The organism is Caballeronia sp. NK8, from assembly GCF_018408855.1.
Lineage (GTDB): Bacteria > Pseudomonadota > Gammaproteobacteria > Burkholderiales > Burkholderiaceae > Caballeronia.
This window is the reverse complement of record NZ_AP024323.1, coordinates 1,455,050-1,479,661: the sequence shown is the minus strand read 5'-3', so window position 1 is coordinate 1,479,661 and position 24,612 is coordinate 1,455,050. Positions and strand designations below refer to the sequence as shown.

Below are 24,612 nucleotides of genomic sequence, written 5' to 3'. Positions count from 1 at the left end.
TGGGTACAGCCAGCCTATTATTGGCCCAGCCGATGCGTCGCTGCAAGCGCCGCGAGCAGACAGTCGGAAACACACAGCCAGTCAGAGGAAGACACATGATCGATTCGAAGTTGCCGAATTTCCGCGCGCTATCGCCCGCGCAGCGCCTCAGTCACATCGCGCAGGCCGCCGGTCTCGACGACGCCGAGCACGCGCTGCTCGCAAGACCCGGCGCGCTGCCGCTCGATACCGCGAACGGCATGATCGAGAACGTGGTCGGCACCTTCGAATTGCCGATGGCAGTGGCCGGCTACTTCCAGATCAACGGGCGCGACGTGCTGGTGCCGATGGCGGTGGAAGAGCCGTCGATCGTCGCGGCGGCGTCGTACATGGCGAAGCTCGCGCGCGAGGCGGGCGGCTTTCGCACGTCGAGCACGGGGCCGCTGATGCGCGCGCAGGTTCAGGTGGTCGGCGTGTCGGACCCGTATGGCGCGCGGCTCGCGATCCTGAAGCATCGCGACGAACTGATCGAGATGGCCAACGCGCGCGACAAGGTCTTGATCGGTCTGGGCGGCGGCTGCCGCGACATCGAAGTACATGTGTTTCCGGACACGCCGCGCGGCGCGATGATCGTCGCGCATCTGATCGTCGACGTGCGCGACGCGATGGGCGCGAACACCGTCAACACGATGGCCGAAACGGTCGCGGGCCGCATCGAGGAGATCACGGGCGGCAAGGTGCGCCTGCGCATCCTGTCGAATCTCGCCGATCTGCGCCTCGCGCGCGCGCAAGTGCGCTACAGCGCCGCGACGCTGCAATCGAAGGAATACGCGGGCGAGGACGTGATCGCCGGCGTCGTCGATGCGTACCTCTTCGCCGCGATCGATCCGTACCGCGCCGCGACGCACAACAAGGGCATCATGAACGGCATCGATCCGGTGATCGTCGCGACCGGCAACGACTGGCGCGCGGTCGAAGCGGGCGCGCATGCGTACGCGAGCCGCGGCGGACGCTATACGTCGCTGACGACGTGGGAAGTGGCGAACAACGGTGACCTCGTCGGCACGATCGAAATGCCGATGCCGGTCGGTCTTGTCGGCGGGGCGACCAAGACGCATCCGCTCGCGCGGCTCGCGTTGAAGATCATGAACGTGAGTTCGGCGCAGGAACTCGGCGAGATCGCGGTCGCGGTCGGTCTTGCGCAGAACATGGGCGCATTGCGCGCGCTCTCGACCGAAGGTATCCAGCGCGGCCACATGGCGCTGCACGCGCGCAATATCGCGCTGGCGGCGGGCGCAAGCGGCGCGGACATCGACTGGGTCGTGAAGAAGATGGTCGCCGCGCGCAACGTGAGTGTCGACTACGGCATGACGCTTCTGCAAGGATCGCGCGATGAGTGAGATGCCCACGCGCGTGCGCATCGTCGAAGTCGGGCCGCGCGATGGCTTGCAGAACGAGCCGTCGCAGGTGTCCGCCGACGTGAAGGCGGAACTCATCGAACGCTTGATCGATGCGGGTGTGCGCTATGTCGAAGCGGCGTCGTTCGTGTCGCCGAAATGGGTGCCGCAAATGGCCGATGGCGCGCACGTGCTCGAACGCGTCGCGGCGAAAGCGCGCGCCACGCACACGACGCTCGCCGCGCTCGTGCCGAACATGAAAGGGCTCGAAGCGGCGCTCGCATCGCGCGTCGATGAAATCGCCGTCTTTGCGGCGGCGTCCGAATCGTTCTCGCAGAAAAACATCAACTGCTCGATCGATGAAAGCATCGCGCGCTTCGCGCCGGTGATCGCCGCCGCGCGCGAGGCGAACCTGCGCGTGCGCGGTTACGTATCGTGCGTGCTCGGCTGTCCGTTCGAAGGCGAGATCGGGCCGCAGGCCGTCGCGCGCGTCGCAAGCAAGCTCTTCGACATGGGCTGCTACGAGATCAGTCTCGGCGATACCATCGGTGCCGGCACGCCATCGAAGACGCAGGCGATGCTCGATGCGTGCATCGAACACATGCCCGTCGCAGCGCTGGCCGGCCATTTTCACGACACGTGGGGCATGGCCGCGGCGAACGTGCATGCGGCCTTGCAACGCGGCGTCGCGGTATTCGACAGCTCGGTGTCGGGCATCGGCGGATGTCCGTATTCCCCGGGCGCCACGGGCAATGTCGCGACGGAGGACATCGTCTATCTGTGCGACGGCATGGGCATCGAAACGGGCATCGATCTGAACCGGCTGGCGCAAGCGGGCGCGTTCATTTCGGCTGCATTGAAACGCGAGACCTCATCGCGCGCGGCGCGGGCGCTGGAAGCCCGACGCCGACGGCAAGAGCAGCAGTGCAACTAGAAACTCCATCGAAGGAGGAGACATGGAACAGCAACTCGCCGCGCATGAGCGCGGACATGCGCCATCGCAGAGCGCGGAGCGGGCGGACTATCGGCTCGTCGAAATCTGGGGCGATACGGTCGATACGCGGCATCTCGCGTGGTCGGTCGTGCTCGGCATCGCGATCAGTTACGGCGCGTTCGCGATCGCCAATCGCGTGCTCGCCGTGTACGTGCCCGACGCCGCGATGGCCCGCGCCTACGCGATGCTCGTCGGCCTCGGCGGATGCCTGCTCGCGGGCGCGGTCTGCGCGAAGCTCTTCAGGCCGAAGCGCGAAGTGATCGAGGAAGCGCACGGCGCAGCGGGCCGCGAGGAAGTGCTCAGGCAGCTCGCGAGCGAAGCGGGCGGTCTCGGGCGCGTCGCGGACCTGCCGCCGGCCGTGGTCGCGGAAATGAAGGAGCTCGGCCTGTACGAGCTTTTCGCCGACTATGAAAAACGCGAAGGAGCACGCTGATGGAACCGTTCGTCACTCAACTGCTCGTCGCGCTCGGTATGGGGCTGATCGGCGCGATCGTGTTCTCGGGCATCGGCCTCATCTCCGGCACCGATGAAACCACCACGCTCGCGCCGCTCACGCTGCTCGTCGTGTTGCTCGGCGTGCCGCCCGTCGGCGTGTTTTCGTTCTTCATGGCGGGCGCGGTGTCGAAGCACATGACGCACGCGATTCCCACCGCCTTGCTCGGCATTCCCGGCGACACGCTGGCCACGCCGTTGCTCCAGCAAGCGACGATGCTGCGCAATCTCGGCGTGCCGCACATCGCGCTGCGCAAGATGATCTCGGGCGCGATCGTCGCGGCGTTCGTCGCCGTGCCGCTCGCGGTGTTGTTCGCCGTGCTGCTCGCGCCGTTCGGTCCGGTCATCACGAAGGCCGCCCCGTGGGTGTTTCTCGCAGCATCGGTCGCGATCGCGTTCTTTTCGTCGGGACGCTGGGCCTCGGTGTTGCTGCTCGTGCCGTTCGTGCTGGTAATCGTCGGCTTGCAGGCGCTGACGGGCAAGTACGGCGTGAAGCTGTCCGTGAGCTATTTCCTCGGCATCGCGATCGGGCCGCTCATCGCCGATCTGTTCTCGATTCTTTCGCCCGCCGACCGCGCCCGCATGCGCCGCGAACGCGTACGCACCTTCTCGCTCGCGCCGGACGTGAAGGGCTGGAGCGGCTACTTTCCGAATCCGCTGAAAGTGCTCGACGGCCAGCAACGCGGCTGGGTCGCGGCGACGGCCGCCGTATCGAGCGCGACCTTCGTGTTCAGTCCCGTCGCGATGACGGTCGTGCTCGGCGAGCTCGTCGGCTCGCGCGTGAAGCACGCGTATCACCGGCTGACGACGGTGATCTCCGCGCGCAACGGCGTGACCGAAGCGACGTACATCGCCGAGGCGCTGATTCCGCTGATCGCGTTCGGCCTGCCGCTGAGCCCGGTCGCGGCGGGGCCTGCCGCACCGCTTTTCAACGCACCGCCGCGCTTTTTCGTCGATACGGCCACGGGCCACATCAACAACCTGCACACGATGATGACGACCTGGCAGTTCCTCGGCTTCGGTCTGCTCGCGGTCGTGCTGGCGGCGCTCGTCGCGTATCCGCTGTCGATGAACTACGCGCATCGGGCGGCGTCGTTCGTCGCGAGAAAGCTGAGTCACGAAGCGATCATCGCGACGTTTGTCGGCCTGATCGTCGTCATCAGCGTGTGGGAAGGGCAGTTGCTCGGTCTGCTGGTGATCCTGAGCGTGGGCCTGCTCGGCGGCTTGCTGTCGCGCAACTTCGGCTTCAATACCGGCGTGCAGTTCATGGGGTATTACACGGCGGTGCTGAGCGTGCCTGCTCTCACGAAACTATTCGGCGCATGAAGCACCACGCGGCGCGCTCGCTTCACTGCGAACGCGCCGCGTGTTGCAGACATTCCAGCAACAACGTGGCGGCGGGCGTCAACGGACTGTCCCGCCGCGTCACGACTCTGACCGACACCGCCGGCAACGGATCGGCGATCGGAAAAATAGCGAGTCCCTCGCCGACCCATTGATGTTCGAGCAACGCGGAGGGCAGCGCGGCCAGCGCATCCGATCCGCGCAACAGCCCATGCGCGATGATGAAGCTCGGACACTCGATCACGCGTTTGGGCACCATCAGGCCGCGCTCGGCATATGAATCGAGCAGCGCCTGCGTCGAGCTTTCCGGCGACGGATTCAACAGCCACTCCGCCTCCGACAATTCCGCCAGCGACGTGCAATGCCGCAACGGATGATCAGCACGCCCGACGATCGCCGAGCGGCTTTCATACAACTCGATGTGATCGAACTCCGGCGCGAGATGCTCGGGCACCACCACCGCGACGACGAAGTCGAGCGAACCGTCGCGCAAACGCGGCATCGCGACGCCCGGAAAGCCTTCGATGAAACTCACGCGCGCATTCGGCATCTGCCGCCGGAACGCGCGATACGCCTGCGGCAGGATCGACAGCGCGGCGGTCGGCGTGACGGCCGCGCTCACGCTGCCCGCGCCAGCGCCTTTCATCTGCGCGATGTCGTCTTCGGCGCGGCGCATCTCGCTCACGATCAGATGCGCGCGCACGCGCAGTTGCTGCCCGAACGCGGTCAGTTGCACGCCGCGCGCGGTCCGCAGCACGAGCGGCACGCCGAGATCCTGCTCCAGTTCCTTGATGGCCTTCGTCAGCGCCGCCTGCGACAGATGCAGACTGCGCGCGGCCGCGCGGATGCTGCCTTGCTCGGCGGTCGTCAGGAACGCGCGCAACTGGTGGTATTTCATGCTCATGGCGACATCCTAGGGTTAGCACCGACAACCAATAGTCATCACGCATTGAATTTACCGTCTTTTGGTTTGCTTTTCGGCTTTATATGCTTGGGACACGTTGAATCCGCATTGAACAAGGAGTCGTCCCCATGCTGTCAGTCGAGCCCGTCATTCCCGGTATTGCCGCCATCGCGTCGGAATTCGTCGACGTGCGGCGGCGCATTCACGCGCATCCGGAGCTTGCGTATGAAGAAACGCAGACCAGCGATCTCGTCGCCCGATCGCTCGCGCAATGGGGCTACGAAGTGCATCGCGGTCTCGGCAGGACGGGCGTCGTCGGCGTGTTGACGGAAGGCGAGGGCGGCAAGCGCATCGGCCTGCGCGCCGACATGGACGCATTGCCGATCGAGGAAACGACGGGCCTGCCGTACGCCAGCCAGCACGCGCGCACCATGCACGCATGCGGCCACGACGGCCACACCGCCATGCTGCTCTGCGCCGCGCGTTATCTCGCCGAAAGCCGCCAGTTTTCCGGCACGCTGATCGTGATCTTCCAGCCCGCCGAGGAAGGCGAGGCGGGCGCGCGCGCGATGATCGAGGACGGCCTGTTCGAGCAATTCCCGTGCGATGCCGTGTTCGGCCTGCACAACATGCCGGGTTTGCCCGCGGGCGACATGTTCTTCACGCCGGGTCCGGGCATGGCGTCGTCGGACCGCGTGAACATCACCGTGCGCGGTGTCGGCGGGCATGGCGCGATGCCGCACGTCGCGCGCGATCCGATGCCCGCGGTCGCATCGATCATGCTCGGGTTGAACAGCATCGTCGCACGTGAGGTGGATGCGCAAAAGCCCGCGGTCGTCACCGTCGGCAGCGTGCAGGCGGGCGACGCCTGCAACGTGATTCCGGAAACCGCGCTGATGAAGCTCTCGGTGCGCGCGCTCGACGCGGGCGTTCGCACGCTGCTGCAGGAGCGCATCACCGCGCTCGTGAATGCGCAGGCGCTCGCCTACGGCTGCACGGCGGAGATCGATTACGAACTCGGCTATCCGGTGCTCGTGAATCACGCCGAACCCACCGCTTTCGCCACCGAAGTCGCGACGAAGATGCTCGGTGCGCAACGCGTGGAGCCCGCCGCGCGGCCGCTGATGGGCAGCGAGGACTTCGCGTTCATGCTGGAAGCCTGTCCGGGCACGTATGCGTGGATCGGCAACGGCATCGGCTCGAAGGGCGGCTGCATGGTTCACAACCCCGGTTACGACTTCAACGACGACATCCTCGCGATCGGCGCGAGCTACTGGGTGCGCCTGGCCGAAGCCTGGCTCGCCGACTGATCGAATGATCCCTCCGGAGCACATCATGAACGCACCCACCCTCGCCAGCGCGCCGGCGAATGCATCGACGCCCAGGAGCCGCGCAGCGCGCACGCGGCTCGTCATGGCGGCGGCCGTCGGCAACGCGCTCGAGTTCTACGACTTCACGGTCTATGCGTTCTTCGCGCTCATCATCGGCAAGCTGTTCTTTCCGGTGCACGATCCGGTCGGCCAGTTGCTGCTCGCGGTCGCGAGCTTCGGCGTCGGCTTCTTCACGCGGCCAGTCGGCGGCCTGCTGATCGGCATGTACGCCGACCGCGCCGGCCGCAAGAAGGCGATGCTGCTCACGCTCGGCCTGATGGCGCTCGGCACCGCGATGATCGCGGTCGCGCCGACCTTCGCGCAGGCCGGCATCGCCGCGCCGGTCATCCTCGTGATCGCGCGGCTGATTCAGGGCTTCTCGGCGGGCGGCGAAGTGGGCGCGTCGACCACGCTCCTGCTCGAACAGGCGCCGTCGAACCGGCGCGGCTTCTATGCGTCGTGGCAGTTCGCGAGCCAGGGTCTCTCGGCGCTCGCGGGCGCGTTGACGGGCGTCGCACTGACGGCGTCGCTGAGCACGGCGCAACTGGAAAGCTGGGGCTGGCGCGTGCCTTTCATCATCGGCACCGCGATCGTGCCGGTCGGCTGGTGGCTGCGCCGCACCATGGAAGAAGCGCCGCGCGAAAGCGTCGCGGCCGCGCCGAAAGCGCCGAAGATTCCGCTTTTCACGGTGCTGCGCGAACATGGCCGCGCGGTGCTCAACGGCCTCGGCGTCACGATCGGCGGTACGTCGGCGCATTTCATCATCGTCTTCTATCTGTCGATCTACGGCGTGAAGACGCTCGGCCTGCCGGGCTGGACGTCGATGCTCTCGGGCTGCGTGTCGGGCGCGATCCTGTTCATCGTCGCGCCGATCGGCGGCTATCTGTCCGATCGCATCGGCCGCAACCGGCTCATGCAGACGACGCGCATCCTGCTCATGCTCGCGATCTGGCCGGCCTTCGCGCTGCTGAACCAGTCGCCGACCACGGGCACGCTGCTCGCGGTCGTCACGGCGCTCTCGATCGTGCATTCGCTCAATGTCGGTCCGACCGGCGCGATGCTCGGCGAGCTGTTCCCCCGTTCCGTGCGCGCGACGGGCGCGGCGATCGTCTATAGCCTGGGCGTCGCGATCTTCGGCGGTTTCGCGCAATTCTTCGTGACCTCGCTCATCATCATCACGAAGAGCGTGATGGCGCCCGCGTGGTACGTGATCGGTTGCGGCGTGCTTTCGGTGATCGCGGTGGCGTGCATGCGCGAACGTTCGCAGGAGGCGCTCGACTGATCGTCAAATCTTGCGCTGGACGCGCGCCGGATGCGTGACGAGGTGTATAACTCGACGTATCCGGGTTTTGAAAAAGGCCGCCCGCGCGGCCTTTTTTACTGGATCCCACACTATGAAGAACGCGCGATAAAAGGGGACATTCAATGCGCAAGCTACGCTCGCAAAGCTGGTTCGGCGGTACTGGCAAAGACGCCTTCATCCATCGCTCGTGGATGAAAAACCAGGGTATTCCTCACGATCAGTTCGACGGCAGGCCGGTCATCGGCATCTGCAATACGTGGTCGGAGCTCACGCCCTGCAACGCGCATTTTCGCGAGCTCGCCGAGTACGTGAAGCGCGGCGTGCGCGAGGCGGGCGGCCTGCCGCTCGAATTCCCGGTGATGTCGCTCGGCGAATCCAATCTGCGCCCCACGGCGATGCTGTTCCGCAATCTCGCGTCGATGGACGTCGAAGAGTCGATTCGCGGCAATCCTATCGATGGCGTGATTCTGCTCGTCGGCTGCGACAAGACCACGCCCGCGCTGCTGATGGGCGCGGCGTCGTGCAATCTGCCCGCGCTCGCCGTGTCGGGCGGGCCGATGCTCAATGGCCGGTTTCGCGGCGGCACCATCGGCTCGGGCACGGGCGTGTGGCAGATGTCGGAGGAAGTGCGCGCGGGCACGATGACGCAGGAAGAATTCGTCGAAGCCGAATCGTGCATGAACCGCTCGCGCGGCCATTGCATGACGATGGGCACCGCTTCCACGATGGCCTCGATGGTCGAATCGCTCGGCATCGGCCTGCCGCACAACGCCGCGATTCCCGCCGTCGATGCGCGCCGTCAGGTGCTCGCGCATGTGGCGGGTCGGCGCATCGTCGAGATGGTCAAAGAGGATCTCACGATGGACAAGATCCTCACGCGCGAGGCCTTCGAGAACGCGATCCGCACGAACGCGGCCATCGGCGGATCGACGAACGCGGTCGTGCATCTGATCGCGCTGGCGAAGCGGATCGGCGTGGAATTGACGCTCGAAGACTGGGAGCTCGGCTCGAACGTGCCGTGTCTCGTGAACCTCCAGCCATCGGGCGAGTACCTGATGGAAGACTTCTATCACGCGGGCGGCCTGCCTGCGGTGTTGCGTCAGCTCGGCGAGCAAGGCCTGCTGCATCGCGATGCGCTCACGGTGAATGGCCGCACGCTGTGGGACAACGTCAGCGACGCGCCGAACTACGACGAAAAGGTCATCACGCGATTCGAGCAGCCGTTCAAGCCGCACGCGGGCATCGCGGTGCTGAAGGGCAATCTCGCGCCGAACGGCGCGGTCATCAAGCCATCGGCGGCGACCCAATCCTTGCTGAAGCATCGCGGGCGCGCGGTCGTGTTCGAGAACGTCGAGGAACTGCACGCGAAGGTCGACGACGATTCGCTCGATATCGACGAGCACTGCATCATGGTGCTGAAGGGCGCGGGGCCGAAGGGCTATCCGGGTTTCGCGGAAGTCGGCAACATGCCGCTGCCGAAGAAGGTGCTGCAAAAAGGCATCACCGACATGGTCCGCATCTCCGATGGCCGCATGAGCGGCACCGCCTATGGCGCGGTGGTGCTGCACGTCTCGCCGGAAGCGGCGGCGGGCGGTCCCCTCGCGCTCGTGCAGACGGGCGACATGATCGAGCTGGATGTCGAGGCGCGGCGTCTCAATCTCGAAGTCTCCGACGACGAACTGGCCAGGCGGCGCGCCGCATGGCAAGCGCCCGAGCTGCCGAAGCGCGGTTATTACCGCTTGTACGTGGAGCATGTGTTGCAGGCGGATCAGGGCGCGGACCTGGACTTCCTCGTCGGGTCGAGCGGCGCGCCCGTGCCGCGCGATTCTCATTGAGCGGAGACGATCGATGCCGAATCATCAAACGCCGCCGTCCGGCATGTGGCCGGTGCTCTATGCGTATTTCGACGCGCTGAACCGCATCGACCGCGAGGCCACGCGCAAGCAGATCGACACGACCATCGCGGCGGGCGCGCCCGCCATCGTCACGCTCGGCCTCGCGACCGAAGTGAACCGCCTGTCCGACGATGAAAAGCGCACCATGATCGACGATTGCGCCGCGCATATCGCCGGCCGTGTGCCGCTCGCGGTCACGATCAGCGGCGACAGCGTCGAGCGCCAGGTCGCGCTCGCCAGCTACGCGCTCGAACGCGGCGCGTCGTGGCTGATCCTTCAACCGCCATCGATGCGCAACGAGCCCGAGTCGTTCTACTACGAGTTCTTCTCATCGGTGCTCGAACGGACCGGCGCGAATGCAGGCATCCAGAACGCGCCGGAATATCTGGGCGTGGGCTTGTCGGCGGAATCGATCGCGGCGCTCGCCGCCGAGCGGTCCAACTTTCGCCTGCTGAAAGGCGAAGGTCCGGCCGTGACGATCCGCGCGACCATCGAACGCCTGCGCGCGCTCGACCAGACGCTCGCGGTATTCAACGGACGCGGCGGCCAGGAACTCGTCGATAACCTGCGCGCGGGCTGCGATGGGCTGATCGTCGCGCCGGATGCGTTCGATCGACAGGTCGCCATTCACGACGCCTTCGTCGAAGGACGCGAGCACGAAGCCGAAGCGCTCTACACGCAGACGCTGCCGGAAATCGTCTTCGTGATGCAGTCCCTGGAAACGCTCACCTGTTACGGCAAGCGGATCGCGGCGTGGCGCATGGGCTTCGACGTGCTGCACGATCGCGGCGCGCGGCCCACGCAGTTCGGCATCGAATGCGCGCGGCGTTTCGCGCAACGGCTCGGTCCGACATCGCGCGTCGTGCGCCGATGAAGCATCAACGCGGGCGTCGGCGCGTAAAACGTTGCTCGATCACCGATGTGCCCCATTGCGTGCCTTCGGCTTCGTCGGCCAATGCGAAGCCGAAGGACTCGTACACGTGGCGCGCGGCGTCGAGACTCTTGAAGGTCCATAGATAGGTCTCGTCGTAGTGCGCGTCGACGAAGTCCATCGCGCGCGACATCAGTTGCCGGCCCATGCCGCTGCCACGCAATGCATCGTCGACGATGAACCAGCGCAGATGCGCGACGCGCGTGGCGAGATCGCCGTCGATCGCAAGCGAGCCGAGCGTGCGCTCGCCTTCCATCACGAGCCACAGCGCCTTGCCTTTTGCGGGCAAGGCTTCGGCGAACGCGGCCAGTTCCGTCGCGACCTTGCGCTCGAAGTACACGCCGAAGCCCGCATGATGCGCGTAAAAGCGCGCGTGCAGCCCCGCCACATCGCCGATGCACCCCGGCCGATATCCCTCGACGATGCGCGCGCTTTCCGTATGCGCGGCGTGCGGCGTCCCGCTCGCGTGATCGCGCGCGAGCGCATCGGCGTAGAGCGCGAGCGAGCGCACGAGCGCCTGCTGATCTTCCGGAACCATGCGGCGCAGCGCGTCGGACACCTGATCGGTCGCGAACTTGTCGATCTTTCTGCGCAGTCTCTGTCCGGCGGGCGTCAGATAAAGCTCGGAGGAACGCGCGTCCTCGCCCGATGTTTCGCGCCTGACGAGGCCGGTCGCTTCGAGCCGCGCGATCTGCCGGCTCGCGTTCGATTTGTCGAGCCGCAGGATCGTGGCGATGTCGCGCGCCTGGATGCCGGGCGTCGCGCCGATCTCGATGATCGCGTGCACCGCCGACGGCGCGAGGCCGCTGTCCGCGAGCGTGTTGCGCATGAAGCCCAGTTCGCGTACGAGCTTGCGTGAGAATTCGCGCAGTTCGAGGATGGTTTTATCGCGGGATTGAACGGGTGTGTCGATGACGTCCATGGCGGCTCCGTCGGTTGCGAAGCGCAACCATATGCGCTCAATCTAGTTGCGTATCGCAACTTTTGCAAGCGAAATCGCGCTCCCGGAAGTGCTCACCTTTACGTGGCCGGCTCCGGCGTGCGCGCGTACCCGAACACGTCCGCGAAGCCGCCGTGCATCGCGCCGGTCGATTCGATCGCGCGCGCGACGCGCGGCGAGCACAAGGCAGCCAGTTCATCGGCATGGCGATAGTCGCGCATCGATGGCGTCAGCGGGCCGCCTTGCGTCGCGGGATGGCTGTAGATTTCGAGCACGCCTGCGGGCGCTTTCGCGAGCACGGCGAGTAACGCGGCTTCATCCATGTGACCCGTCGCGGCGATCCCCGCGACCCGGTCGTTATGGAAGATGCCGGCGTCGTCGAGGCGCTTTTTCATCAACGCGATCCAGGGGCCGAGAAAGATCGAGCCGGGCGTCTCGCGTGGCAGACGCATCGCGCGCATGCCGAACTGCGGCCCGATTTCGAGGATCAGCGCCAGAATCGTCGGATGCAGATGAAAATGCTTGTGCACGTTGACGTGATCGAGTTCGAGGCCGGTTGCCGCGAAGGCATTGAATTGCGCGTAAATTTCGACCGCGAGCTGCCGCCGCACGTCCGACCGAAAGAAGAAGCGCACGGCGTTCTCGAACATCGAGCCTGCGAAAGCGCCGCGCGCATCGACGAGATCCGGTATCGACCAGTGCGGCAGCGACGCGGCGCCATCGGTCAGCACGAGGTGCAAGCCCACGCGCAGCGCCGGCAGCTCGCGTGCGATCTTGACGGCCTCGTAAGCGGCGCGTGCGCCGACCATCAGGCTTGCGCAGGTGAGCACGCCCTCGCGATGCGCGCGCGCGACCGCGTGGTTCACGCGTTCGTGCAGCCCGAAGTCGTCGGCGGTGACGATGACTCCGCGCACCGCGTCACGCGTCGTGCGCGCGCAGGACGAGGAAGAACTCGACGCCGTCGCGCAGGCGTCGCGTCATCATGTCCCAGCTCGTGAGCATCTCGCGCACGAGCTCCCCGAGCGTCGCGGAGCCGTCGGAAGAGGGCGCCTGGAGAAAGAGCGTGTGCTTCATGGTGCGAAGTCCGGTGAATGCGTCATTGACTGTCGGAGGCGTTGGCGTCGTAGTGCTCGCGTGCGTCGTCGAGCGGCATGCGCACGCCGCGCCATACGACGCTCGATCCAAACAGCGCGGCGAGCCATTGCAGCCACATCAGCAGATCGCGCAACGCAATGAGCGGAAGGTCGCGCCAGAACGCGCGCCACGAGCGCGCGCCGCGTCTGTGCAGCAAGAGCCGCGCGGAAAGGCCGAGCGACGTGCTCAGATCGACGACGGTATCCGCGATGCCCTGCGTGATCTCGGTGCCGTGCTCGTAGCCGAGCCCGAGCAGGGCGCTGGTCAGAAGCCAGGGCGTGGTGAACGTGACGCACAGGCACGCGAAGCCGAGCGGGTTGAGCGAGCGGATCGTGCGCAGCCAGCGTGTTTCGCGGTGCCACAGCGAGGCGAGATCGCGCTCGATCACATCGGTTGCGACGACCACGTCGGACAGTTCGGTGCGCAAGCCGAGCGCGCGGACGCGCTCCGCGAGCCAGTAATCGTCCGCGAGACAGTCGCGCACGGCTTCGAAGCCGCCGCTTCTCACGAGCGTGTCGCGCCTCACCGCGAGCGTCGCACCGAAGCCGAAGCGCCTCTGACCGAGCACGTTGGCCACGTGCACGGAAGGCGCGAACCATTCGTCGATGAAAAGCCCGCCGATGCGCGACCAGAAGCCGCCCACGCGCCGCGCGCGATACAGGCACGTGACGACGCCGACGTCCGCATCGGCGAGCGGCGCGGTCACGCGCACGAGATAGTCGGGCTCGACGGCGATGTCGCTGTCCGCGATCACGATGAGATCGTGCTTCGCGCGCGCGGCGAGATTGATCAGGTTGCCGACTTTGCGGTTGCTGCCGTGCGCGGTGCCGTCGATCACGAGTTGGATGTCGCGCTTCGGAAAGGCGCGCGCGAGCCGCTGGACGACGCCCGCCGCGGGATCGGACGCGCTCGCCACGCCGAACAGCAGTTGATATGACGGATGCGTCTGCGTGCAGAAGGTTTCGAGGTTGGAGTAAAGGCGCGGCTCGATGCCGCACAGTGGCTTGAGCACGCTGACGGAAGCGGACGCGTCGCCGCGCTGCCGCTTGCGGGCCGTGCCGCGCAAGCCGGGAAAAACCAGCGCGGCGAGCGTCGCGTGGCACGTCGCGGCACAGCACAGCGCGATGACGAGCCATTCGAACAACGAAACCGGATGCGCCGTCATGATCGTCGCGTCCGGATGCGGCAGATGAACCACGGCATGAGAATCTCCACAGTGATTCGAATGCGTGTCGGGAACCCGAAGCCTGCCTTCGCGAACCTTAAGAGATGCTTAGATAAGCGAACGAATGCACATTGAAATGCCGATGAAAGGCATGTGTATCGTCACGCCTTGCAATGGCCGTGGCCGAAAAAAAACCCGGCGCGGAGGCCGGGTGAAGGGGAGCGGGCGCGTTTCCGAGGTCACGCCCGTCCGCGTGGCACTCTGCAGGATGCCGCCGCGCGCGGACAGTCTTGCGCGGCGCTCAGCCGGGAGCCGGCGGGATGAAGTTCGACATGAAGCTGCACCAGCCAGTCGCGTGAAGAGGTTCCGTCGATCACGAGTTCGTGCGCGCTCCATCCGATGCGATGCGCCATGCGGGCAGCGTCGAATGCGAGCTTCGCGATGCGCCGCACGACGAGCACGATGCCCATCGCGCTCACGAGGGTCGCGAGGCGCACCGCAGTGCTTTCGAGCGCATGCACATGGCCGGAGCAGCCGCAGACCGTGAGCCACGCCGCATCCGACGCGGCGATGCACAAGGCGATCAGCACCGCATTCGCACGCAGGCAAACGAGAGTGGACGATCGCATCTGCATCTCCGAGGCCGCACGGCCGCGAATCGGCGCGCTCGACGGTATAGTGAGCGGACGAACCTTATGCGATGCTTAAGCCAAACGCGCGCCGCGCCGATAACGGGGGCACACTGTGCGGCGGCGCGCAAAGCTTAAGTGGCGCTTAAGCATGCAGGCCGGACAATCGGCTGCGACGTGTTCGCGCCTGGAGAAAACGCATGCGGCTGTTACTGGTGGAGGACGACGAGATGATCGCGGAAACCGTGCTCGCCGCGTTGCGCCGTGCGAGCTACACGGTCGACTGGGCGCAGGACGGCCGGGCCGCGGAGCTTTCACTCGACAACGGCGTGTACGACCTCGTGCTGCTCGATCTGACCTTGCCCCGGCGCGATGGGCTCGACGTGCTCGCCGCCTATCGCAGCAACGGCGGCGATGCCCCCGTGATGATCCTGACCGCGCGCGACGCCGTCGACGATCGCATCCGCGGCCTCGATGCCGGCGCCGACGACTATCTGATGAAGCCCTTCGATCTCGACGAACTCGCTGCCCGCGTGCGCGCGCTCCTGAGACGGCGCACGGGGCAGAAGCATCCGGTGTATTCGCACGGCGAACTGACGCTCGATCCCGCCGCGCACGAAGCCGCCAAAGGCGGCGTGGCGCTCAATCTCGTGCCGCGCGAGTTCGCGTTGCTGCAGGCGCTGATCGAAGAGCCGTCGCGCGTATTCCGCCGCTCGGAGCTTGAAGAGAAGCTGTACGGCTGGGGCGAGGAAGTGGGCAGCAACGCGATCGAAGTGCACATCCACAGCTTGCGGCGCAAGATCGGCGCGGAAGAGATCGTGACGGTGCGCGGCGTCGGTTACCGGCTGAAGAGAATCGGATGACATCGATTCGCCGATGGCTGCTCGGATGGCTGATCTGCGGGCTGGGCCTCGCGTGTCTGATCGCGGGCATCGGCATATTCAGCACTGCGCGGCTGGAGGCGGGCGAACTCTTCGATTACGAACTGCGCACCGTCGCGCTCTCGCTACCGCACAACATCGGCGCCGAAGACGTCGCGCAGGGGCGCAATCCCGAACTGCACGGCATCGCGGACGACCGGCTCGTCATCGACATATGGGACCGTTCGGGGCGCCTTATCTATCACTCGCCGCGCGAGCCTGCGTTGCCGCGTTTCGGCGAAGGTTTCCATTCCGCCGCGCGCGAAGGCATTCTCTGGCGCGCGTTCGGCGTCGCGCAGCCGGACCGCTTCGTGCAGGTGTCGCAGCCGTATTCCATTCGCGACGATCTCGCCATCACGCTCGCGCTGCGTGCGATCTGGCCGCTCGCGCTGCTCATTCCGGCGCTCGTCGTGATCGTGCTCGTCGTCGTGGCGCGCGGGCTTGCGCCGGTGCGCGGGCTGTCGCAGTCGCTCGCGGCGCGCTCGCCGGAATCGCTCGAACCCATCGCGTTCGAAAGGCCGATGCCGGATGAACTGCGACCGCTCGTCGACGCGTTGAACGATCTGCTTGCGCGTCTGAACGAGGCGTCGCAGGCGCAGCGCACGTTCGTCGCGGACGCGGCGCATGAACTGCGCACGCCGCTCACTGCGCTGAAATTGCAGATCCAGGGCGCAACCGGCGATGGTTCGCTGCAGGTCGATGCCGCGACGCTCGCCAAGATCGACGGCCGCCTGAATCGCCTCATCCATCTCGCGCAACAACTGCTCAGCATGGCGCGGGAAGATGCCGCGCGCGAAGCGGCCATCTTGCCGATGAGCCTGCGCACGCTGTGCGAGGTGCGCGTGGGCGATTTTTCGTTGCTGGCGGAAGCCCGGTCGATCGACCTCGGGCTCGAACTCGAACAGGCGCTGGATGATCACGATGCGTTCACCATCATGGGCGATACGCACGCGCTTGCCGTGCTCGTCAACAACCTGCTCGATAACGCGATCCGTCATACGCCGCATGGCGGGCGTGTCGATGTGATGCTGCGGCGGGATACGGAAGGCATTTCGCTGACTGTGCTCGATTCCGGAACCGGCATTCCGGAAAGCGAGATCGATCGTGTGTGTGACCGGTTTTATCGCTGCGCCGGCACGACTGGGCATGGCAGCGGGCTTGGACTCGCGATCGCGTTGCGCATCGCGCAGCGGCATCATGCGACGCTCGAGGTCAGAAATCGCATCGGCGTCAGCGGACTTGTCGTTGCGGTGCACGGGTTGCGCGCGGTCGCGGCGACGGTGCGCGCGAAAGATACCCTCGGCGGAATGCATGCCTGAATGAAAGCGCAAGAAGCGGGGCGTGGCGCGCGTCTTGCGCGCCGAAGCTTGCTGTTTCATCCTCATGACGGGCCTATCATGAAGAAGTTCGTGCTTCTGTGCGCATGTCTCGCGTGGATCGGCGCCACGCATGCGACGGACGCAGCCGCGCCTGCCTCGACCGCGCGTGAGACATCCGAACCCAAAACCCTCAAGGAGCGCCTCGGCGACAAGGCGAGCGACGAGCAGCGCGTGGACAATTGCCATGTGCCGGCGGACCGGCGCGGCACGAAAGTTCGTCCCGATACCTGCGCGCACTGAAACAGCGCGGATGTGGTACCTTTTCGTGATGAACTAACTGGTACAAATTCGAGGAATCCGCCATGTCTTCCACTCAAGCATCCTCCGTCCTGCGCCTCGGCATTCTCGGCGGCGCAAACATCGCGCGACAATTCACGCGTGACGTCAAGCCGAGCCAGACCGTGCGTGTCGACGCAGTCGGCAGTCGCAGCGAGGAAAGCGCGAAAGCCTTCGCCGACGCAAACGGCATCGAACGCTGGTTCGGCAGCTACGACGCGCTGCTCGCGAGCCCGGACATCGACGCCATCTATCTTCCGTTGCCCAACAGCCTGCATGCCGAATGGGCGATCAAGGCAGCGGATCAGGGCAAGCACATCCTCTGCGAAAAGCCGCTCGCGCTCGATCGCGACGAGGCCGCGCGCATGTTCGAAGCCGCCGATCGCAACGGCGTGATGCTGCTCGAAGCGTTTCCGTATTACTTCCAGCCGCAAACCGCCGCGATGATGACGCTGATCGGCGAAGGCGCGATCGGCGACGTGCGCGCCATTCAGGCGAGCTTCGGCTTCACCGTGGGCAATCCCGGCGCGAACATCCGCATGAAGCCCGAACTCGGCGGCGGCGCGCTGCTCGATGCGGGCAGCTATCCGCTGAGCCTGATTCGCCTCGTGATGGGTTGCGCGCCGCAACGCGTCGATGCGGTCGCGACCTGGGCCGACAGCCGTGTCGACATCAGCCTCATGGCGACGCTCATCTATGCCGATGGCCGCCGCGCGCAAGTCTCGTGCTCGATGGACGCGGCCAATCATCGGTACGCGACGATCATCGGCACGCAGGGCACCATCGACACCGAGTACCTGAATCACACGAGCGCGCAGCCGGCCGGCGATCAGTACGGCTATCTGCCGAGCCAGTTGCGCGTGCGGCGCGGCATTCCGAATTCGGTGCCGTTCGAACCGGTCGCGTCGGAGCCTGGCAGCGGCTTTCTGTTCACCGCGGAAAGCTTCGCGCGCATGATCGCGACGGGCGACGCCGCCGCGATCGAGTACTACGCGCAGGTGAGTCTGGACAACGCGGCGACGCTCGCGGCGATCATCGACAGCGCGCGTCGCGAAGCGCCCGTCACGCTCTGATGCAGCAAACGCTTCACGCGCCGCGCGGGCGCGTGAAGCATCAACGCTTGACGATCACCACTTCCATATACTCGCTCGGCACCACCAGCGACGACGTTCCTCCCACATTGCAGCGCTCCAGCAAACCGGCGATATCGCGTTCGAGATCGGCCTGTTTCGCGGAATCGAGCGTCGCGAACGCGCGATGCACCGGGCCGTAAAAATCGCGGAACACCTGAATCCAGTGCGCGGCCGATTCATAACGCATGTTGAAGTGCCTGCGCACGCAACGAATGTCGGCGGCCTGAGCGCCGAACAGCGCCACGAGATGCGGCTCGGTACCCCATAGCGCAGGCGATTGCAGCCCCGCGGGGGGCGGCACGTAAGCGCCGATGATCTTGAAAAGCTGGCCGATGAAACCCTCGGGCGTCCAGTTCGCCATGCCGATGCGCCCGCCGCTCTTCGCCACGCGCAACATCTCGCCTGCCGGGCGCGCGTGATCGGGCGTGAACATCGCGCCGAAGGTGGACAGCACGACGTCGAAACTGCCGTCGTCGAAGGGCAGGTCTTCCGCATCGGCCACTTTGAAATCGACGGCGAGTCCTTCGGCCTGCGCGCGTGCGCGGCCCTTTTCCAGCAGCGCGGGCACGTAGTCGGTCGAGGTGACGTGCGCGAAGCGTCGCGCGGCGGCGAGCGTCGCGTTGCCGTTGCCGGCGGCGATGTCGAGCACGCGTTCGCCCGCGCGCAGGTCGATCGATTCGGCGAGCGTCTCGCCGACGATCTGCAAAGTCGTGCCGATCACGGCAAAGTCTCCGCTGGCCCAGGTGGCTTGCTGCCGGGTCTTGATCGCGGCGAAGTCGGGTCGTGCGGTGTTCGGCTCGTCGCAAATCGCGGATGTATTCAACGCATGCATGGTTCCGTCTCCAGATTCCAGATGAGGGGTCGAGCATCGCCCTGATGGCGGGCACCTGCAGTATCCCGTTACCATCCTTTCGACGCCTGTCCGCGAGTCGCCGCGAATTGCCCGATCGTCCGCTTCTCGCAGCCCATTCGTTTCGGCGTCGCGATGCTTTCGATCGACGGGAGCCGACATGAGCCATGACATCCTTTCCGACGTGCTGCGCACGGTGCGCCTGCGCGGCGCGCTCTTCTTTCACGTGAGCGGCAATCGCAACTGGGCGGCGGCAGCGCCCGCCGCGTGCGATATCGCAGCCATCGTCATGCCGGAATGCGAGCACGTCATGGAGTATCACGTCGTGACGCACGGGAGCTGCTGGGGCGCGATCGACGGCGAAGCGCCCGTGCGGCTCGCGAGCGGCGACATCATCGTGTTTCCGCACGGCGACGCGCACGTGATTTCGAGCGCGCCGGGCATTCGCGCGGACGTGGACGTCGCGGCGCTGTCGACGAAGATCGATCAGTTGCCCTTCGCACTGACCTTCGACGCGGTCGAAGCGGGCAACAATCCGTCCCCCGGCGACATCTATGAAACGATGCTCGTGTGCGGCTTTCTCGGCTGCGATCTGCGGCCGTTCAATCCGCTGATCGCCACCTTGCCGCGGCTCCTTCATCTGAAGGAAAGCGGTGGTCATGGCTGGATCAATCACTTCATGCAGCAGGCCGTGGTCGAATCGCGCCATAAGCGCCCGGGAGGCGAAGCGATGCTCGAGCGCATGAGCGAAATGATGTTCGTCGATGCGGTGCGCCGTTATGTCGACGTGCTGCCCGAGGAAAGCCGCGGCTGGCTTGCTGGCCTGCGCGATCGTTTCGTCGGCCGCGCGCTCGCCGTGATGCACGACGCGCCCGCGCACGAATGGACCGTGGAAGAACTCGGCGAGCGCGTGGGTCTCTCGCGTTCGGCGCTGCATGAGCGTTTCGTCGACATGATCGGACTGCCGCCGATGCAGTATCTCGTCAACTGGCGCATGCAGGTCGCGGCGGGCCTCTTGCGTAATACGAATGCGACGATCGCGGCCGTGGCGCAGGACGTCGGTTACGCATCCGAGGCGGCGTTTATCCGCGCATTCAAACGTCTCGTCGGCAAGCCGCCCGCGACGTGGCGGCGCGAGAAGACGCGCGTGGAAGCGGTGACGCATTCAGGTTGACGCTGGATGAGTCTCTGACTAGAGTCAGAGATATGAACCCGACCGACATCAGCCAGATTCGCAGCTTCAATCGCACCGTTGCCGATGGCATCGGCGCGTTCAACGACCACTTTCTCGGGCGCGGCCGTCCGATGGGCGAGTCGCGGCTTCTCTGGGAGATCGGCGCGCAGGGCGTCGATCTTCGCGTGCTGCGCGAGCGTCTCGGTCTCGACTCGGGCTATCTGAGCCGCACGCTCGCGGCGCTGGAGCGGCAAGGGCTTGTCGCGGTCGAGTCGCGTCCCGATGACCGCAGGGTGCGCCGCGCCAGTCTGACCGAAACAGGCCGCGCCGAACGCGATGAACTGGAACGGCTATCGGATGCGGTCGCCGGCGGCATGCTCGCGCCGCTGAACGACGCGCAGCGCCAAAGGCTGATCGCGGCGATGGCCGAAGTCGAGCGGCTGCTTCAGCCGTCGCTGGTGCGCTTCGCGATAGAAGATCCGACGAGCGTCGATGCGCGTTGGTGCATCGATCAATACTTCGCGGAGCTGAACGCGCGCTTCGATGCGGGCTTCGATCCGTCGCTCAGCCTGTCCGCCGATGCGCGCGAACTGACCGCGCCGCACGGCGCGCTGATCGTGGCGAGGCTGCGCGGCGCGGCGATCGGCTGCGTCGCGCTCAAGTTTCACGGCACGGGCCCAGCCGAATTGAAACGAATGTGGGTGAGCGCGGACGCGCGCGGACTGGGGCTCGGGCGGCGCTTGCTCGGCGAGGCCGAACGGCACGCGAGCGAGCGCGGCGCGAAGGTTGTGCGCCTCGAAACGAACCGGACGCTCAATGAGGCGATCAGGCTGTATCGGCAATCGGGGTATGTGGAAGTCGACGCGTTCAGCGCCGAGCCTTACGCGGATCACTGGTTCGAAAAAACATTGCGCTGACGTGATTCGTCAGCGCTGTCCCGTCAGCGCGATGACGAGATCGAGAAACGCGCGCGTCTTCGCCGGCGGATGATGCCGCGATGGATAGAACGCGTAGAGCGGAAAGCGCTCGTCGGGCCAGTCGGGGAAAAGGTCGATCAGCTTGCCATCGGCGAGCAGGTGTTCGTGACCGAGCGCGAGAATCTGCGCGATGCCATAGCCCGAGAGCAGGGTGCTCAGCATCGTGCCGGGATCGTTGAGCGTGAGACGGCCGCGCGTCTCCACGGTGATGCGCTTTCTCTTGCGATGAAACTCCCAGACGAACGGCCGCCCCGTTTCGGGGTCGCGAAACTCGATGCAGGTGTGCGCGTCGTCGGCGAGCGCTTGCGGCGTCGCGGGCTTGCCGCAACGTTTGAGATACGACGGCGCGGCGACGGTGCGAACCGGCGTATCGAGCAGCTTGCGCGCGATTAGGCTTGATTCGCGCGGCGCGCCGAAGCGGATGGCGAGATCGAAGCCGTCGGCGATCATGTCGCCGAGGCGGTCGCTCGTGATGAGTTCCAGTTGCAGTTCCGGATGCGCCTTCAGGAAGGCATCGAGCTTCGGGCCGAGCAGCAGCCGCGAGAAGATCGGATCGACATTCACGCGCAGGCGCCCGCGCACGGCCGTGGCGCCTTCCGATGCCGTGGCCGCCGCTTCCTCCAGCCCCGCGAGATGCGGCATCACGTGCGCGAAGAAACGCCGGCCTTCGTCGGTGAGGGAGACGCTGCGTGTTGTGCGGTCGAACAGACGTATCTTCAGACGCGCTTCGAGGCGCGCGATCGCACGGCTCACGCCCGGTTGCGACATGCCGAGCCGCTCGCCCGCCGCGGCGAACGTGCCCGCATCGACGATCGCGGCGAACACGCCGATGCCGTTGAGGGTGCGCTCGTTGAAGCCCGCCATTCATGCCTCCGTGTCATCGATGAGATGGCATTGATGTTATCGCGAAATGAACGCCACAAAAAAAACGGGCCCCGCAGGGCCCGGCAAATCACTCCAGCACAGTCATCGTTACGCGTGGTGCGCCTTGGCGACTTTTTCCACGGAGATCGAGTCGGCACGCAGACGTTCGTATTCCTGCTCGCTCATCGGCACTGCGTCCTTCTTGCCCAGATCGTTCAGGCGGATGCGATAGGTTTCACGCGCCGAGTACGCCGCGATCGCCGCAATGATCGTCACGCCGAACGCAATCGAGCCGACGATCACCGGGATGTTGTTCGATCCCGGCGGCGCCACCGCTGCGAACAGCGCGGGCAGCAGCGCGGTGATCGTGGTGCCGATGTTCTGCGCAATCGCCATCGCCGAAACACGCGAGCGGGTCGGGAACAGTTCCGGGTAGAAGCTCGGGAAGATCGCGTTATAGCCCTGGTACACGACACCCCACATCAGGATCGACATCGCGAAGGCGAGCGGCACGCTGTGGATGCTGATCGCGTAGAGATAGGCGAACGCCAGCACACCCGAGAGCAGCGCACCGACGATGATCGGCGGCTTGCGGCCGATCTTGTCCGACAGGTTGCCGACGAACGGAATCACCAGCACCGCGACGATGTTGCCGACCACCGGAATCCACAGATACACGCTCTTGTGGAAGCCGACGCCGTACGAAGCCTGCACCGCATACGCCGCACCGAAGATCGTCGCGACGACCGGAATCACGTTCATCAGCGCCATGCAGACGACGCGGATCATATCGGGCGTGCTGTTGGCGAACGCTTCCTTGATCGGCGACTTCGGCAGATCGCCGTGCGACTCTTCGGACGTGAACGCCGGGGTTTCGTGCACTTCCTTACGGATGATGTAGCCCGCGACCAGCACGAAGGCCGACAGCAGGAACGGAATGCGCCAGCCCCACGAATTGAACATGTCTTCCGGCATGAACATGGCGAGCGGCAGGAACACGGCGGCGGCGAGAATCTGGCCGGCCTGCACGCCTTGCAGCGTGAAGCTCGCGTAGAAACCGCGGCGTCCGAACGGTGCGTGCTCGAGAATCATCGAACTGGCGCCGGAGATTTCACCCGCCACCGCGAAGCCCTGGACCAGACGCAACACGACCAGCAATGCCGGAGCCAGCATGCCGACACTGTGATACGTCGGCAGCAGACCGACGGCCATCGTCGAGAAACCCATCAGGAACATGCAGATCAGCAGTACGTTCTTGCGGCCGTGCGTATCGCCCAGATGGCCGAGCACGAATGCGCCGATCGGACGGGCGACGTAGCCCACGCCGTAGGTCGCGAGCGACGCGATGATCGCCACTTTCGGATTGCCCGAGGGGAAGAACAACTGCGGGAAAATGAGCGCTGCCGCCTGGGCGTAGATGAAGAAGTCGTAATACTCGAGCGCCGAGCCGATCCAGCCGCTCGCAGTCGCTTTTTTCGCCTGGCGTCCGCCGTGCGCGTCGTCCTTGGGGCTAGCCATAGAGATGTCTCCGAAATGGGTTTATGGAGTTGAGCCTGGGAACCTGATCGAGCGGCGGAGCATTCGACTCACGGGAATTTGCGCGTCGCTCTGAAAGTGATTGGAGAATAAGAGCGCAACCCCTTTCGATCAACGCTTTGTGATAAATTTTGCGCGATTATCGTACGCGAGTGTCCGATAATCGATCACTTTGGGGGTTAGCACTAGCAAATGGCTTTGCTGGAGCGCCGAAACAGCCTGCGTTCCATAACTAAACAAGCATGTCGGCATGACTAAACCGGAACTCGACAAACGCGACTGGATCGCCGGTCTGGAAAAGGGTCTCGCGATCCTCGAAGCCTTCGACGATCAGCACGCGCGCATGACCCCGACGCAGGCCGCGACGCGCACGGGCCTCACGCGCACCGCCGCGCGCCGCTATTTGCTGACGCTCGCGCATCTCGGCTACGTGCAGACCGACGGCAAGCTCTTCAACCTCACGCCGCGCGTGCTGCGCATGGGTTGGTCGTATTTCGAATCGGCGCGCTTGCCGCGCATCGTTCAGCCTTATCTGCAGCAGTTGAGCGCGTTGATCCACGAGTCGGTGTACGTGAGCGTGCTCGACGACTGGGATCTCGTGATCATCGCGCGCAACGGCTCCACGCGCGTGATGACGACGGGCTTCGTGCTCGGCGCGCGGGTGCCGGCCGCGCTGATGTCGGGCGGCATCGCGATGCTCGCGTACATGAACGAGACGGCGGTGCGCGGCTGGCTGGAGGCTACCGAGTTCAAGCCCTTCACGCCGCTCACCATCACCAATAAGGACAGGCTGTACGAGAAGATTCGCCAGGCGCGCGTGGATGGTTATGTCGCGATAGAGCAGCAACTGCAGATGGGCGTGCGCGGCGTCGCGGTGCCGATGAAGAACCGCCACGGCGAGGTGGTGGCGGCGTTGTCGGCGAACATGCCGATGGGCAAGGAGACGGGCGAGGCGGCGCTCGCCCGCGTGTTGCAGCCGTTGCAGGAGACGGCGTTGTCGATGCTGAACGTGATCTGACGTTTATC

General features: G+C 65.5%; 24 protein-coding genes. 15 read left to right on the top strand and 9 right to left on the bottom strand.

Annotation, left to right across the window (positions count from 1 at the left end; translation table 11 throughout):
* The first annotated feature begins 95 nt into the window (after positions 1 to 95).
* From NK8_RS21525 to NK8_RS21510, 4 genes are read left to right on the top strand one after another with little or no spacing between them, the layout of a single operon-like run.
* The gene (locus tag NK8_RS21525; RefSeq protein ID WP_213229585.1) at positions 96 to 1,379 is read left to right on the top strand and encodes a hydroxymethylglutaryl-CoA reductase, degradative; all 1,284 of its coding nucleotides are present in this window, start codon (positions 96 to 98) and stop codon (positions 1,377 to 1,379) included.
* A complete protein-coding gene (locus NK8_RS21520) occupies positions 1,372 to 2,310 on the top strand; it encodes a hydroxymethylglutaryl-CoA lyase (RefSeq protein ID WP_213229584.1) in 939 nt (312 codons plus the stop codon). Before NK8_RS21525 ends, NK8_RS21520 begins: the two co-directional genes overlap by 8 nt.
* Before the next feature lie 22 nt (positions 2,311 to 2,332).
* A complete protein-coding gene (locus tag NK8_RS21515; protein WP_213229582.1) occupies positions 2,333 to 2,803 on the top strand; it encodes a hypothetical protein in 471 nt (156 codons plus the stop codon).
* Positions 2,803 to 4,188, top strand: coding sequence for a tripartite tricarboxylate transporter permease (locus tag NK8_RS21510; RefSeq protein ID WP_162068170.1), 1,386 nt, complete (start codon positions 2,803 to 2,805; stop codon positions 4,186 to 4,188). The genes NK8_RS21515 and NK8_RS21510 overlap by 1 nt, the downstream gene beginning before the upstream one ends.
* Positions 4,189 to 4,210: 22 nt before the next feature.
* Here NK8_RS21510 and NK8_RS21505 read toward each other — a convergent pair whose 3' ends face one another.
* Positions 4,211 to 5,104 (bottom strand): LysR substrate-binding domain-containing protein, encoded by an 894-nt coding sequence (locus tag NK8_RS21505; protein ID WP_162068313.1) that lies wholly within the window; start codon positions 5,102 to 5,104, stop codon positions 4,211 to 4,213.
* Between the two features lie 134 nt (positions 5,105 to 5,238).
* Here NK8_RS21505 and NK8_RS21500 point away from each other — a divergent pair, with 134 nt between their 5' ends.
* The 4 genes from NK8_RS21500 (at position 5,239) to NK8_RS21485 (ending at position 10,552) form a co-directional block, all read left to right on the top strand.
* A complete protein-coding gene (locus NK8_RS21500; RefSeq protein ID WP_213229580.1) occupies positions 5,239 to 6,420 on the top strand; it encodes a M20 aminoacylase family protein in 1,182 nt (393 codons plus the stop codon).
* A gap of 25 nt (positions 6,421 to 6,445) precedes the next feature.
* A complete protein-coding gene (locus tag NK8_RS21495; RefSeq protein ID WP_162068168.1) occupies positions 6,446 to 7,762 on the top strand; it encodes an MFS transporter in 1,317 nt (438 codons plus the stop codon).
* 143 nt (positions 7,763 to 7,905) lie between these two features.
* The gene (locus NK8_RS21490) at positions 7,906 to 9,618 is read left to right on the top strand and encodes an IlvD/Edd family dehydratase (protein ID WP_213229578.1); all 1,713 of its coding nucleotides are present in this window, start codon (positions 7,906 to 7,908) and stop codon (positions 9,616 to 9,618) included.
* A gap of 13 nt (positions 9,619 to 9,631) precedes the next feature.
* On the top strand, positions 9,632 to 10,552 hold the full coding sequence (locus tag NK8_RS21485) for a dihydrodipicolinate synthase family protein (RefSeq protein ID WP_213229576.1): 921 nt from the start codon (positions 9,632 to 9,634) through the stop codon (positions 10,550 to 10,552).
* 4 nt (positions 10,553 to 10,556) lie between these two features.
* Here NK8_RS21485 and NK8_RS21480 read toward each other — a convergent pair whose 3' ends face one another.
* From NK8_RS21480 to NK8_RS21460, 5 genes are all read right to left on the bottom strand, one after another.
* Positions 10,557 to 11,531, bottom strand: a complete 975-nt coding sequence (locus NK8_RS21480; protein WP_213229574.1) for a helix-turn-helix domain-containing GNAT family N-acetyltransferase — start codon at positions 11,529 to 11,531, stop codon at positions 10,557 to 10,559.
* Positions 11,532 to 11,629: 98 nt separating this feature from the next.
* Positions 11,630 to 12,463, bottom strand: a complete 834-nt coding sequence (gene hpnK, locus NK8_RS21475; protein ID WP_213229572.1) for a hopanoid biosynthesis-associated protein HpnK — start codon at positions 12,461 to 12,463, stop codon at positions 11,630 to 11,632.
* A gap of 4 nt (positions 12,464 to 12,467) precedes the next feature.
* Positions 12,468 to 12,623, bottom strand: a complete 156-nt coding sequence (locus tag NK8_RS21470; RefSeq protein WP_213230487.1) for a hypothetical protein — start codon at positions 12,621 to 12,623, stop codon at positions 12,468 to 12,470.
* A gap of 22 nt (positions 12,624 to 12,645) precedes the next feature.
* The gene (gene hpnI, locus NK8_RS21465) at positions 12,646 to 13,848 is read right to left on the bottom strand and encodes a bacteriohopanetetrol glucosamine biosynthesis glycosyltransferase HpnI (RefSeq protein WP_213230486.1); all 1,203 of its coding nucleotides are present in this window, start codon (positions 13,846 to 13,848) and stop codon (positions 12,646 to 12,648) included.
* A 239-nt stretch (positions 13,849 to 14,087) separates the two neighbouring features.
* Positions 14,088 to 14,477 carry a hypothetical protein gene (locus NK8_RS21460; protein ID WP_213229570.1) on the bottom strand — a complete coding sequence of 130 codons (390 nt, stop codon included), beginning with the start codon at positions 14,475 to 14,477 and terminating at the stop codon, positions 14,088 to 14,090.
* A 200-nt stretch (positions 14,478 to 14,677) separates the two neighbouring features.
* On the opposite strand from NK8_RS21460, the gene NK8_RS21455 reads away from it, so the two are divergent.
* The 4 genes from NK8_RS21455 to NK8_RS21440 all read left to right on the top strand — a co-directional run bounded on the left by NK8_RS21455 (position 14,678) and on the right by NK8_RS21440 (position 18,125).
* Positions 14,678 to 15,340, top strand: coding sequence for a response regulator (locus NK8_RS21455; RefSeq protein ID WP_061175082.1), 663 nt, complete (start codon positions 14,678 to 14,680; stop codon positions 15,338 to 15,340).
* Positions 15,337 to 16,716, top strand: coding sequence for an ATP-binding protein (locus NK8_RS21450; protein WP_213229568.1), 1,380 nt, complete (start codon positions 15,337 to 15,339; stop codon positions 16,714 to 16,716). The genes NK8_RS21455 and NK8_RS21450 overlap by 4 nt, the downstream gene beginning before the upstream one ends.
* A gap of 78 nt (positions 16,717 to 16,794) precedes the next feature.
* Entirely contained in the window at positions 16,795 to 17,016 is a 222-nt protein-coding gene (locus NK8_RS21445; protein ID WP_225936300.1) for a hypothetical protein, read from the top strand.
* A 62-nt stretch (positions 17,017 to 17,078) separates the two neighbouring features.
* Positions 17,079 to 18,125 (top strand): Gfo/Idh/MocA family protein, encoded by a 1,047-nt coding sequence (locus NK8_RS21440; RefSeq protein ID WP_213229566.1) that lies wholly within the window; start codon positions 17,079 to 17,081, stop codon positions 18,123 to 18,125.
* Positions 18,126 to 18,165: 40 nt separating this feature from the next.
* On the opposite strand, the gene NK8_RS21435 is transcribed toward NK8_RS21440, so the two are convergent.
* Positions 18,166 to 19,017, bottom strand: coding sequence for a class I SAM-dependent methyltransferase (locus NK8_RS21435; protein ID WP_213229564.1), 852 nt, complete (start codon positions 19,015 to 19,017; stop codon positions 18,166 to 18,168).
* 178 nt (positions 19,018 to 19,195) lie between these two features.
* Here NK8_RS21435 and NK8_RS21430 point away from each other — a divergent pair, with 178 nt between their 5' ends.
* Both NK8_RS21430 and NK8_RS21425 read left to right on the top strand, forming a co-directional pair.
* Complete coding sequence (locus tag NK8_RS21430; RefSeq protein WP_213229562.1) at positions 19,196 to 20,209, top strand: AraC family transcriptional regulator; 1,014 nt, start codon at positions 19,196 to 19,198, stop codon at positions 20,207 to 20,209.
* A 32-nt stretch (positions 20,210 to 20,241) separates the two neighbouring features.
* The gene (locus NK8_RS21425) at positions 20,242 to 21,126 is read left to right on the top strand and encodes a MarR family winged helix-turn-helix transcriptional regulator (protein WP_213229560.1); all 885 of its coding nucleotides are present in this window, start codon (positions 20,242 to 20,244) and stop codon (positions 21,124 to 21,126) included.
* 9 nt (positions 21,127 to 21,135) lie between these two features.
* Here the strand turns inward: NK8_RS21425 and NK8_RS21420 are convergent, their stop codons facing one another.
* Positions 21,136 to 22,050: a LysR family transcriptional regulator gene (locus tag NK8_RS21420; protein WP_213229557.1), complete on the bottom strand. Its 915-nt coding sequence runs from the start codon at positions 22,048 to 22,050 to the stop codon at positions 21,136 to 21,138.
* 108 nt (positions 22,051 to 22,158) lie between these two features.
* A complete protein-coding gene (locus NK8_RS21415; RefSeq protein ID WP_162068156.1) occupies positions 22,159 to 23,568 on the bottom strand; it encodes an MFS transporter in 1,410 nt (469 codons plus the stop codon).
* A gap of 268 nt (positions 23,569 to 23,836) precedes the next feature.
* Here NK8_RS21415 and NK8_RS21410 point away from each other — a divergent pair, with 268 nt between their 5' ends.
* Positions 23,837 to 24,604: an IclR family transcriptional regulator C-terminal domain-containing protein gene (locus tag NK8_RS21410; protein WP_162068155.1), complete on the top strand. Its 768-nt coding sequence runs from the start codon at positions 23,837 to 23,839 to the stop codon at positions 24,602 to 24,604.
* The last annotated feature ends 8 nt before the right edge of the window (positions 24,605 to 24,612 follow it).

Bases quoted from the DNA above. Each gene is read 5' to 3' on its own strand.
- NK8_RS21525 (WP_213229585.1), top strand. From the start codon at position 96: ATGATCGATTCGAAGTTGCCGAATTTCCGCGCGCTATCGCCCGCGCAG.
- NK8_RS21520 (WP_213229584.1), top strand. From the start codon at position 1,372: ATGAGTGAGATGCCCACGCGCGTGCGCATCGTCGAAGTCGGGCCGCGC.
- NK8_RS21515 (WP_213229582.1), top strand. From the start codon at position 2,333: ATGGAACAGCAACTCGCCGCGCATGAGCGCGGACATGCGCCATCGCAG.
- NK8_RS21510 (WP_162068170.1), top strand. From the start codon at position 2,803: ATGGAACCGTTCGTCACTCAACTGCTCGTCGCGCTCGGTATGGGGCTG.
- NK8_RS21505 (WP_162068313.1), bottom strand. From the start codon at position 5,104: ATGAAATACCACCAGTTGCGCGCGTTCCTGACGACCGCCGAGCAAGGC.
- NK8_RS21500 (WP_213229580.1), top strand. From the start codon at position 5,239: ATGCTGTCAGTCGAGCCCGTCATTCCCGGTATTGCCGCCATCGCGTCG.
- NK8_RS21495 (WP_162068168.1), top strand. From the start codon at position 6,446: ATGAACGCACCCACCCTCGCCAGCGCGCCGGCGAATGCATCGACGCCC.
- NK8_RS21490 (WP_213229578.1), top strand. From the start codon at position 7,906: ATGCGCAAGCTACGCTCGCAAAGCTGGTTCGGCGGTACTGGCAAAGAC.
- NK8_RS21485 (WP_213229576.1), top strand. From the start codon at position 9,632: ATGCCGAATCATCAAACGCCGCCGTCCGGCATGTGGCCGGTGCTCTAT.
- NK8_RS21480 (WP_213229574.1), bottom strand. From the start codon at position 11,531: ATGGACGTCATCGACACACCCGTTCAATCCCGCGATAAAACCATCCTC.
- NK8_RS21470 (WP_213230487.1), bottom strand. From the start codon at position 12,623: ATGAAGCACACGCTCTTTCTCCAGGCGCCCTCTTCCGACGGCTCCGCG.
- hpnI (WP_213230486.1), bottom strand. From the start codon at position 13,848: ATGACGGCGCATCCGGTTTCGTTGTTCGAATGGCTCGTCATCGCGCTG.
- NK8_RS21460 (WP_213229570.1), bottom strand. From the start codon at position 14,477: ATGCGATCGTCCACTCTCGTTTGCCTGCGTGCGAATGCGGTGCTGATC.
- NK8_RS21455 (WP_061175082.1), top strand. From the start codon at position 14,678: ATGCGGCTGTTACTGGTGGAGGACGACGAGATGATCGCGGAAACCGTG.
- NK8_RS21450 (WP_213229568.1), top strand. From the start codon at position 15,337: ATGACATCGATTCGCCGATGGCTGCTCGGATGGCTGATCTGCGGGCTG.
- NK8_RS21445 (WP_225936300.1), top strand. From the start codon at position 16,795: ATGAAGAAGTTCGTGCTTCTGTGCGCATGTCTCGCGTGGATCGGCGCC.
- NK8_RS21440 (WP_213229566.1), top strand. From the start codon at position 17,079: ATGTCTTCCACTCAAGCATCCTCCGTCCTGCGCCTCGGCATTCTCGGC.
- NK8_RS21435 (WP_213229564.1), bottom strand. From the start codon at position 19,017: ATGCATGCGTTGAATACATCCGCGATTTGCGACGAGCCGAACACCGCA.
- NK8_RS21430 (WP_213229562.1), top strand. From the start codon at position 19,196: ATGAGCCATGACATCCTTTCCGACGTGCTGCGCACGGTGCGCCTGCGC.
- NK8_RS21425 (WP_213229560.1), top strand. From the start codon at position 20,242: ATGAACCCGACCGACATCAGCCAGATTCGCAGCTTCAATCGCACCGTT.
- NK8_RS21420 (WP_213229557.1), bottom strand. From the start codon at position 22,050: ATGGCGGGCTTCAACGAGCGCACCCTCAACGGCATCGGCGTGTTCGCC.
- NK8_RS21415 (WP_162068156.1), bottom strand. From the start codon at position 23,568: ATGGCTAGCCCCAAGGACGACGCGCACGGCGGACGCCAGGCGAAAAAA.
- NK8_RS21410 (WP_162068155.1), top strand. From the start codon at position 23,837: ATGACTAAACCGGAACTCGACAAACGCGACTGGATCGCCGGTCTGGAA.